4 protein-coding genes are annotated in these 11,382 nt (G+C 66.7%); all 4 read left to right on the top strand.

Annotated elements, in window-relative coordinates:
* The first annotated feature begins 66 nt into the window (after nucleotides 1–66).
* Complete coding sequence (locus tag ACFJIT_RS15990; protein ID WP_379654235.1) at nucleotides 67–3,831, top strand: UvrD-helicase domain-containing protein; 3,765 nt, start codon at nucleotides 67–69, stop codon at nucleotides 3,829–3,831.
* 300 nt (nucleotides 3,832–4,131) lie between these two features.
* Nucleotides 4,132–6,135 (top strand): exodeoxyribonuclease V subunit alpha, encoded by a 2,004-nt coding sequence (recD, locus tag ACFJIT_RS15985; protein WP_379654234.1) that lies wholly within the window; start codon nucleotides 4,132–4,134, stop codon nucleotides 6,133–6,135.
* Between the two features lie 449 nt (nucleotides 6,136–6,584).
* Entirely contained in the window at nucleotides 6,585–10,982 is a 4,398-nt protein-coding gene (locus ACFJIT_RS15980; protein WP_379654233.1) for an RHS repeat-associated core domain-containing protein, read from the top strand.
* Nucleotides 10,979–11,353 carry a DUF6869 domain-containing protein gene (locus ACFJIT_RS15975; protein ID WP_379654232.1) on the top strand — a complete coding sequence of 125 codons (375 nt, stop codon included), beginning with the start codon at nucleotides 10,979–10,981 and terminating at the stop codon, nucleotides 11,351–11,353. Before ACFJIT_RS15980 ends, ACFJIT_RS15975 begins: the two co-directional genes overlap by 4 nt.
* Nucleotides 11,354–11,382: the final 29 nt, after the last annotated feature.

Here is an 11,382-nt window from a genome sequence, read left to right as displayed (position 1 = left end):
CGCGAGCCGCTCGGCAATGCAGCCGCCCTCCGCATGCGCCCGCCCCACAGCGCACCACGCCCGCGCATGACCCCGCCCACCGACCCCTTCCTCCACCTGCCCCTGACCGGTACGCGCCTGATCGAGGCCAGCGCCGGCACCGGCAAGACCTTCACCCTGGCCACGCTGGTCACGCGGCTGGTGGTCGAGCGGCGCCTGCGCATCGGCCAGATCCTGGCGGTGACCTTCACCGACGCGGCCACGCAGGAGCTGCGCAAGCGCATCCGCGAGCGCCTGGCCCTGGCCGCCTCCCTGGTCCCTGACCCGGTGGGAGCCGCCATGGCGGCGAGTGGCTCTACCGACCAACTCGCCGACTCGTCCGATCCCCAACTAGGGCAGGGCGGCGCAGACGCAGTAACCGGGGAAAGCCCCTCGCCGCCATGGCGGCTCCCACAGGGGCAACAGGACCCAGCACAGGACGCAGCCGAAGCGCCCGACATCGCCCTCAGCCGCGCCATCATCGCCGCGCATCTGCAGACCGGCGAGGAGACGCCCGCGCAGCTGCGCCGCCGCCTGCGCCAGGCCGCCGACGAGATCGACCTGGCCGCCATCTTCACCATCCACGGCTTTTGCGCGCGCGTGCTGCGCGAGCATGCGCTGGAAAGCGACCAGACCTTCGCCGCACCCGAGCTGCTGGCCAACGACCGCGCGCTGCGCGACGAACTGGCCGCCGACCTGTGGCGCACCACCGCCGCCGACGCGACGCAGGCGCCGCTGCTGATGACGCTGTGGCCCGCCGGCCCCGAGGCCCTGGCGCGCGATCTGGACGCCTTGATCCGCCAGCCCGTGTTGCTGCCGCCGTTGCCCGCGCAGGCCGACGACCCCGAGCGCAGCGCGGCCGAACTGCACCGCGCCTCGCAGGCGCTGGCCGACGCCTTCGCCACCCATGGCGATGCCTTGCGCGCCGCGCTGCTGGAGGCGGTGGAAGCCAAGATCCTCAACGGCCAGAGCTACAAGGCCGCCTGGATCCACGAACTCTGGGACGACCTGGCCCAGCGCTGCGCGCGCGGCGACTGGGCCACGCCGCCGCACCCCAAGCTGGCGCTGCTGGCGCCCGAGGCGCTGGAGGCCAGGACGAACAAGGGCAAGGCCTCGTCCACGCCGACCTCGCCCCTGTGCGCGCTGATCCCGCCGTACCTGGCCGCGCTCGCCGAGCTGGCCGACGCACAGGAACGCGCCAGCGTGCGCCTGCTCCACACCCTGCGCGACACCGCCCGCCCACGCCTGGCCCAGCGCAAGCGCCAGCTGCGCGTGCAGACCTACGACGACCTGATCGACGGCGTGGCCGACGCATTGGCCGGCCCGCACGGCGCCGCGCTCGCCCAGCGCCTGCGCGCGCAGTACGCGGTGGCGCTGGTCGACGAATTCCAGGACACCGACGCGCGCCAGTGGGCGATCTTCGACACGGTGTTCGGCGAGGGAGCAGGCGAGGGCGCGGACGGCCGCTTCCTCGCCCTGATCGGCGACCCCAAACAGGCCATCTATGGCTTCCGCGGCGGCGATGTGCAGACCTACCTGCGCGCCGCGGCCACCGCGCAGATCGCGCCGCCGCTGGAGCGCAACTTCCGCTCGCGCCCGGCCGTGCTGCGCGCCATCCAGGCGCTGTACGCACAGGCCGGCGCGCAGGCCTTCCTCGACGAGAACATCGCCTTCCACCCGGTGCTGCCCGGCACCCAGCGCCGCGATGCCGACTACCGGCGCGCCGGGCGCGACGCGCCCGCACTGACGCTGTGGCAAGCCCCGCCGCCGCCCAGCGACGAGGCCGGCAAGCAGAAGCCCTACAGCGCGCAGCGCTCGCGCGAGCTGGCCACCCAGGCCTGCGTGGCGGCCATCCACGCGGTGCTGAGCGAGGCCCGCGCCGGCAGCGCCACGCTCAACGACGCGCCCGTGCAGCCCGGCGACATCGCCGTGCTGGTGCGCACGCACCGCGAGGCCACGCGCATCCAGCAAGCGCTGGCCGCGGTGGGCATCCCGGCGGTGGCGGCGGGCAAGCAGAGCCTGTTCGCCACCCCTGAGGCGCGCGACCTGCTGACCCTGCTGCTGGCGCTGCTGCACACCGCCGACGACGGCCGCCTGCGCGCGGCGCTGGCCACCGTGCTGCTGGGCGTGGACGCGGCCGGCATCGCCGCGTTGGAAGAAGACGGCGCCGCGCTCGGCGCCTGGCAGCAGCGCGCCGTGGCCTGGCGCGAGCGCTGGCAGCGCGGCGGCCCGCTGGCCCTGGTCTCGGACCTGTGCGCCGACAACGCCGAGCGCCTGCTGGGCCTGTTCGACGGCGAACGCCGCCTCACCAATTACCTGCAGCTGGGCGAACTGCTGCAGCAGGCCGATGCGCGCGCGCTGGGCCTGGCCGGCCTGGTGGACTGGCTGGGCCAGCGCATCGCCCAGGCCGACCCGGACGACGAGACCCAGCTGCTGCGGCTGGAATCGGACGCGCGCCGCGTGCAGATCGTCACCCTGCACAAGTCCAAGGGCCTGGAGTACCCGCTGGTGTTCCTGCCCTTCGCCGGCATCGGCGGCAAGCCGCCCGACCCGGGCCGCGCCTGCGTGGTGGCCGGCGAAGACGGCACGCGCGCGCTGCACTGGAGACTGCAGGTCGAGACCTCCGGCTGGGCCACCGCCAGGCAGCGCTGGATCGACGCCCAGCGCGCCGAGGATGCGCGCCTGCTCTATGTCGGCCTGACCCGAGCCGAGCACGCGCTGTGGATCGCTACTGGCGCCTTCTACGAGCACCGCAGGACCCCGCTCTGGCCCATGCTCGACGGCCTGCCCGAGCTTGCAGACATCGTCCGCGACGACACCCAGCCCGCCGCGCTGTCGTGGCTGCCGCCGCCGCATGCCGGCGACACACCGCCCGCACGCCAGGCCACGCGCCACCTCGCCCCGGACTGGTGGGTCTACAGCTTCACCCAGCTGGCCAACGCCGAGGGCGGCAGCGTCGACACCTCCACACGGGCCACGTTGGCCACCGCCGGCGGCCGCGACGAACCCGAGGCCGAGGCCGACCCCGCGCCTGACGCGACCCAGCCGGCCGAGGCCTTCGACGCGCGCTTCTCCGGCAACCGCTTCGGCGTGGTGCTGCACGCGGCGCTGGAGGAGGCCGACTTCGGCGCCTGGCGCGACTGGCAGGCCGGCGACCCCGCGCCGGCCGACGAGCGCAGCACGATTGAGACCGCGCTCAAGGCCGGCGGCTACCCGCTCGACGCCCTCGACGACGGCGTGGCCGCGCTGACCGACCTGATCGGCCAGACGCTGACCGTCGCCCTGCCCGAAGGCCTGCGCCTGTGCGACCTGCCGCCCGAGGCGCGCCGCGCCGAGATCGAATTCCAGTTCGCCCTGCAGCCCACCCAGGTGGACGCGCTGCTGCAGCTGCTGCACGCCCATGGCGTGATCCGCGAGCGCCACGGCTTCGGCCTGCGCCGCGTGCTGGAGGGCCTGATGACCGGCCTGATCGATCTCACCTACACCCATGACGGGCGCTGGTACGTGCTGGACTACAAGTCCAACCGCCTGCCCCAGTACGACGCCGCGGCCATGGCCCAGGCGATGGCGCACAGCGAGTACGACCTGCAGGCGCTGATCTACACCCTGGCCCTGCATCGCTGGCTGCGCTTCCGCCTGGGCGCGGCCTATGACTACGCCCGCGACTTCGGCGGCCTGCGCTACCTGTTCTGCCGCGGCCTGGACGCCATCCGCACCGACTCGCCCGGCGTCCATGCCCAGCGCTTCGCGCCGGAACTGATCCACGCCCTGGACGCCCTGTTCGCCGGCAACGCCGCCGAGGCCGCGGCATGAGCGCTCACTTGCACGCTTCGGTTCACCCGCACGCGCACCTCACTGCCCCCTCTCCACGGCGCGCGCCATCTTCTGCCCCCTCTCCCCCGCTCGCGGGGAGAGCTCGAAATCGCGGCTAGCGATTGAGGGGGTGAGGGGGCGCTTCCGAAGTCACACACAAAACGTACGCAGCACACCGCTCGAAGGCAACAAGCGCAAACCCCTCCACGCCCAACCGAACACGCGCTCCCTTCCCACCACCACCCACGACCCCAAGCACGCTCGCAATCACGGCGCCGGAGCACCAAGCGAGCGCACACCATGAGCTCCACCCCCTCCCTCCTCACCGCCCTCCACACCCAAGGCCACCTGCGCACGCTCGACCACGCGTTCGCGCAGAGCCTGCGCCGCCTGCGCCCCGACACACCGGACGCGGTGCTGGCCGCCGCCGCCCTGGCTTCCCTGGCCGTGGCCAACGGCCACGCCGGCTTCGACCCCGCGCGCCCGCGCCTGTTGATCGACGCCGGCCCCGCCGCCAGCGCCGAGCCGCCGCTGCCCTGGCCTGATCCAGCCGACTGGATCGAACAGCTGCGCGCCTCGCCCTGGATCGCGCAACCCGACGATCCGCTCGCCGCCTCGGCCACCGACGCGCCGCTGGTGTTCGAACACACCGGCGCGGGCACCGGCCTGCTCTACCTGCGCCGCTACCGCGAATACGAAGCGCGTCTGGCCGCCGGCCTGCGCCGCATCGCCGCGCAGCCGTTGCTGACCGACGACCCGGGCCAGGTGCACGACGTGTTCGCCGCCCTGTTCCCCGACGCCACGCTGGGCGAGGACCGCCAGGCCCGCGCCGCCGCGCTGGCCCTGCGCCGTGCCCTGCTGCTGGTCACAGGCGGCCCCGGCACGGGCAAGACCACCACCATCGCGCGCCTGCTGGTGCTGCGCATCGCCCTGGCCGCCGCCTCGGGCGCGCCGCCGCCGCGCATCGCCCTGGCCGCGCCCACCGGCCGCGCCGCCGAGCGCATGGCCGAAAGCCTGCGTCGCGCGGTGACGGCGATGCATGCCGCCGGCATCGACCCGGCCCTGTGCGACGCGCTGCCGGACAGCGCCAGCACCCTGCACCGCCTGCTCGGCGTCATCCCCGACAGCCCCGACTTCCGCCACACGCCCGACAACCCGCTGCCGCTGGACGTGCTGGTGGTGGACGAGGCCTCCATGGTCGACCTGCCGCTGATGTGCAAGCTGGTCGAAGCCGTGGCCGACGGCACCCAGCTCATCGCGCTGGGTGACGCCGACCAGCTGCCCTCGGTCGAGGCCGGCGACGTGCTGGCCGCCATCCTCGCCGCCGCCGGGCCGGGCGACGCCCTGCGCGCGGACGACGCGCGCGCGCTGCAGCCGCTGCTCGGCACCACCACGCCCATCGACGCCGACGCCGCCGGCCTGCGCGGCCACCGCGTGCAGCTGCATCGCGGCTACCGCCAGGACGCGGACTTCGACCTCGTCCCGCTGGCCGAAGCCGCGCGCAGCGGCGACGCCGACTCCGCGCTGGCCCTGCTGCGCGGCGGCGGCCTGCAGGGCGTGCACTTCCACGAAGACGTGCTGGACCCGTTCGACGTGCAGCGCGAGGCCCTGCTGGCGCACTGGCGCAGCCTGGCCGACGCGCCCGACCCGGCCACCGCCCTGGCCCGCGCCCAGCGCCTGCGCCTGCTCACCGCCGTGCGCGAAGGCCCGCAGGGCGCGCGCGGCCTCAACGCCCGCATCGAGGAACTGCTCTCCGGCCGCCGCACCGGCCCCACCCCGGCCTGGTTCCACGGTCGCCTGCTGCTGATCACCCAGAACAGCTACCGCCACCGTCTGTTCAACGGCGACATCGGCATCTGCCTGCGTAGCGAAGCAAGTCCCCTCCCGGGGCGCAGCGAAGCAAGCGCTCCTGCGGCACAGGACGACAGCGGCCCCCTGATGACCTGGTTCCCCGGCGACGCGCCTGGCGAAGTGCGCGCCTTCCACCCCGCCACGCTGCCCGCCCACGACAGCGCCTTCGCCATGACCGTGCACAAGGCCCAGGGCAGCGAATTCGACGAAGTCTGGCTACAGCTGCCCCGCAACGACAGCCGCGTCCTCTCGCGCGAATTGATCTACACCGCCATCACCCGCGCCCGCACCCGCCTGCACATCGCCGGCAGCGCCCAGGTCCTGCGCGACGCCCTGGCCCGCCACGCCGAGCGGATGTCGGGGTTGGCGTGGCGGTTGGGGGGGCAGGAAGGTCGGCCCGAATACACGCGCACTGCTAATGCGGAGACGCCTTTCCAAGGCGACTTGTTCTGATGCAGCTGAGAGGGAGCAGAAGCCAGGAAGAGGGAGCGCATCGCGGGCAGCGCTGATCTTCGATAGCGCTATCGAGCGCTCGTTCCAGTTTCAATCGAATGTGGCTCTGCGTGACGCAAAGTAGGTAGTACTATCACCGACGGGGATCGGCTGCACCGATGGCATGCCGCATAAAAGGAATTTCTAGAATGAAGAATTTGTGGCTGCGCCAAGTAGGGCCTGTTGCTGTATTCGTTCTAAATCTATTTCTCTGCGGTTGGTCTAGATGGACACGACGGGAGCACCTGAGGGCTGGACGGTTCAGGGCGCTGGTCGCATGCTCGATATGCTTGGCATCAGGCGCCGCGGGCGCTGATGCCCCGCAATCTTGGACTACCAGTGCGGTGACAGGCACTTTTCCTTCAGAGGGCGCCGCGCTTGCTGCAGTTCGGTCGCAAGGCGGAGTTTATGTGTATGCCGAACAGTTGGAGTACACGGACCAATCGTATGGCATAACCGAATACGTTTATGGGGCAACTCCTCGGCAGCCTGATGTGGGCGCTTGGCTATACACGGGCTATGGCATTGATCCCCCCGGTGTGGCATCAGAAGACCAAGCAAATGCGCTCACCCTGGCCGCCTATCAAGCGCAATACCCCGGCTGCAACTTCACCTCGCTCACGCCCACGGAAGATTGGGAAAATCAGAGTACTCCTTACGGAATTCCAGGAATTCAATCTCGCGTTTTCGATATGGTGGCGAGCGATGCCAGCTGCACCACACATTGGACTGTGCAACAGTGGAGAAATAGACCCGTAGATTGTCCTCAATATTTCGGATGGAATGGCAAGAGCTGTGTTGTGGAGAACATCGTAACTCTTTACACAACTCCGCTGTCATGTTCTCCATGCGACCTGCGCGATAATCCGATTAGCGTCGTTACTGGCAATAAGACGCAGACTGAGGTGGATATAAGTACGCCCTGGATCAAGCTCGATCGCGTTTACAACGCCGCCTTCAGAGCCCCAGGAGGAATAAGCGAGCATTGGACGCATAGTCTCAACGTTAGGGTCGTTGATGGTAGCGGCTCAACGGCAGTTATTTATCCTAATGGTGCCCTGATCGTCTTCGAGAATGAGGAAGCCATAGATGGCTCCGGCGCAAAATTGCGCTACCTCGGAGGCGAGTATCAGCTCGACACAGGTTACGAGACCTATCGATTTAATTCTTTCGGGCGTGCCTACTTGGTCCAGCGAGCTTCCGGCGACCAGATATCAATAGAATTCGACAGCGAAAGAAGAATTAAACGTGCAGTACACTCGACCGGACGATACCTCAACTTCAATTACGTCGGCGGACCTAACAAGGACTCGCTCGAGGTTGAGTCAATAAACGATTCGGACGGCGTTCTGGTCTCATACGTGTACGACGAACAAAAGCGCTTGCGTTACGCTTCGTATCGAGACGGCTCCACGAAGGAGTACTTTTATGAAAATCAAAGCTTTGCTTTTGCCTTGACGGGGATTGCGGACGAAAGCGGAGCGCGATTCGCAACTTTTGCATACGATCCAAACGGTCTGGCCGTTCTATCTGAACACGCCGGAGGTGTAGGTCGGGGGGAGTTTGATTATAGGCCTGATGGGACAGCAACCCATGTCGACGCGCTAGGAAAGGTTGAGGAAATCCACTTTTCGTCCGCAACGCCATACCGCAAGATCGCTCAGGTAGTCGCAAGCGATGGCACGTCTTCTACAGACTACCTCTCGGATTCAGCAGACTTCCGGCGTCGGGTGGCGTCACGCACTGACAAGAGGGGAGTTCAGGAGTTATTTTCCTACGAAGATCGCTCTGATTCATCGCTTGGAGACGTGTGGATTACCAAGCGAACAGAGGCTGCTGGGAAGGCTGAGCAGCGAACGCTGGAAAGCTGGCGTAGCCAATTGACCAACCATCTGGTCAGATCCGTGAGTAGCGCCCAAGTCTCAACCTATGTGCTCAACGCTAGGGGGCAGGCCCTCAGTGTCACCCTCGCCAATCAAGTCGATGGTACTTCCCGAAGCAACAGCTTCACTTACTGTGAGCAGCCAGAAGTGGACGCGGGAGCGTGCCCGGTCGCTGGTCTGCTTCTAAGCGCTGATAGCCCTCAGGACGGCTCGATAGATTCCACGGCATTTGGCTACCGCGGCTTAGATGATTCCGGCTGCGCCACGGGTTCCGCTCCTTGTCTCTATCGCAAGGGCGACCTATGGAAGGTGACCGACGCACTCGGTCATGTCACCGAAACCCTCGCCTACGACGGCGCAGGCCGCCCGCTCTCGGTCAAGGATCCCAACGGCGTCATCACCGACTACGAATACCACCCGCGCGGCTGGCTGACCGCCACCAAGATGCGCGGCGCCGACAGCAGCACCGAGTCCGACGACCGCATCACCCGCATCGACTATTGGCCCACCGGCTTGGTCAAGCGCGTCACTCAGCCCGACGGCGCCTTCACCGCCTACACCTATGACGCGGCCCATCGCCTGACCGACGTCAGCGACAACGCCGGCAACACCATCCACTACACCCTGGACAATGCCGGCAACCGGATCGCCGAAGACACCAAGGACGCCAACGGCAACCTCAAGCGCACCCTGAGCCGGGTCTACAACCAACTCGGCCAGTTGGCGACGCAGGCCGATGCCGTGGGCAATCCGACGGATTACGGCTACGACGCCAACGGCAACACGACTTCGGCCACCGATGCCCTGTCGCGGGTCACCCAGTCCGAGTACGACCCGCTCAACCGCCTCAAGCGCACACTGCAGGACGTGGGCGGCATCGCTGCGGAGACCAAGTTCGCCTACGACGCGCTGGACAACCTGACCGAGGTCACCGACCCCAAGGGGCTGAAGACCACCTACACCTACAACGGCCTGGGCGATCTGACCAAGCAGGTCAGCCCCGATACGGGAACCACACTGTTCACCTACGACAGCGCGGGGAACCGCCTTACCCAGAAGGACGCGCGCAGCAAGACCACGACCTACAGCTACGACGCGCTCAACCGTCTGACCGGCATCGCCTACGCCAATACCAGCTTCAACGTCACCTACACCTACGACGCAAACCAGAGCGTGTGCACGGCCGCCGAGAGCTTCCCGGTGGGACGCCTGACCAAGATGCAGGACGGCAGCGGCACCACGCAGTATTGCTACAACCGCTTTGGCGACCTGACCCGCAAGGTGCAGACGGTCAACGGCGTGGCCCTGACCTTGCGCTATAGCTATTCCCCGGGCGGCCAGCTCACCGCCATGACCTATCCCGATGGCGCCGTGGTGGACTATGTGCGCGACAGCCAAGGGCGGATCGCCGAGGTCGGCGTCAAACCGAGCGCTGGCGCCCGCCAGGTGCTGCTCACCGGCGCGAGCTATCACCCGTTCGGTCCAGCGGCAGGCTGGACCTACGGCAACGGCCGCGAGATGACCCGCACGCTGGATCTGGACTATCGTCCGGCCGCCATCCATGACGCCAGCACGGGCGGGCTCGCCGTCGGCTTCAACTACGACGAGGTCGGCAATCTCGTGGAGCTGACCCAGCCGGGCAGCACCTTGCCGCAGGTCGGCTTCGGCTACGACGCCCTGGGGCGCTTGACCCAGTTCAAGGATGGCCCGACCGGGACGGTGATCGATGGCTACGGCTACGACAAGACCGGCAACCGCATCGGTCTGACCACCGCATCGGGCACCTCGACCTACAGCTATCCGACCACCAGTCACCGGCTCACCAACGTTGGTGGCATCGCCCGCACCTACGACGCCGCCGGCAACACGACGGCTATCAACGGGACGGCCAAGCAGTTCGTCTACGACGACACCGGCCGGATGAGCAGCGTCAAAGCCGGCGGAACCACCACCCGCAACTACAGGTACAACGGCAAGGGCGAGCGCGTGCGCAGTTATCTGAGCACGTCCAACACCTACACCTTGTACGACGAGGCCGGCCACTGGATCGGCGACTACGGCGCCAACGGCACCCCCGTCCAGCAGGCGATCTGGATGGATGATCTACCGGTGGGCCTGCGCACCGCAGCTACCGGCACAGTGAGCTACATCGAGCCCGACCATCTGGGCAGCCCCCGCGTGGTCATCGACCCGGTAGCCAACACCGCGATCTGGAAGTGGGACATCAAGGGCGAGGCCTTCGGCGCCACGGCGCCGGAGCAGGATCCGGATGGAAACGGCGCGACGTTCAATCTGGATATGCGGTTCCCGGGGCAGCGATACGATGCGGCAACTGGGCTCAACCAGAACTACTTTCGCGACTACGAGCCAGCCACGGGACGGTATCCACAGCCAGATCCCATCGGGCTAAGTGGCGGTATCAGTTCCTACGCATATGTGGATTCAAGTCCGTTGCTCTTTACAGATATCTTGGGCTTGGCAAAGGATCAGGTTTGCGTGGCCGCGTACACGGCGGCGGGGGCGTTTTGCGGCGGGGCAATCGGTGCTACAGGAGGCGGGGTACTCGGTGGAGCGGGAGGTTCGGTTGTGCCAATTGCAGGCACCGCCGCAGGCGCAGTAGGTGGCGCTGAATTAGGTGGCATGGGGGGAGCTGCCGCCGGTGGATTGCTGGGTAACTTGCTAGGAAACGCGGCCTGTCCTGACGATAAAGGATGTGATGAACTAATTCGACAGATTAACGTGGCAAAGAACGGAATCGCCCGCCGCTTCAGGCAATTGGCAGAGAATGCCGGAGATATAGATCAGAGAACGCATTGGGACCAGTTGAGAGGAAGGCAAGCTCACTTGAGAAAACTTCTGAATGAGGCTGCAAACAAAGGCTGTCAAGTTCCAATCGATGCTTGGTATTGGGCGACAAGACGATGAACAAAGAAGCTATTGATGCGTGGCTGATTGCCCGCGATCTAGATAAAGATAGCGGCGAATACCTAGATTATTCATGGGCAGTTGACATGCTATACGATCAGGCTTGTGACCATCCCGCTGAGCTGCTGACCAGTGTTATCAACATACTGGATGCCGATTCGACGCCTGAAACCATGGGCGCTCTGGGAGCCGGACCCATCGAAGATCTTTTTCTACATCATGGTAGTGATTGCATCAATGAGATCGAGAGAATCGCGCGAAGTAATCCAAAGTTCAAAGGCTGTCTCTTATTTACCTTCTTGGACGAAGATGATGTTTCTAAAGACGTATATGTAAGGCTGCAGAAAATTAAGTCAAGCGATAAGAAGTAGTGCCCGATCTCTGCAGCCGGTAAAAATAT

It is taken from the genome of Pseudoxanthomonas sp. UC19_8, from assembly GCF_042700505.1.
Classification (GTDB): Bacteria; Pseudomonadota; Gammaproteobacteria; order Xanthomonadales; family Xanthomonadaceae; genus Pseudoxanthomonas_A; species Pseudoxanthomonas_A winnipegensis.
This window is presented reverse-complemented; position numbering and strand designations above follow the sequence as displayed.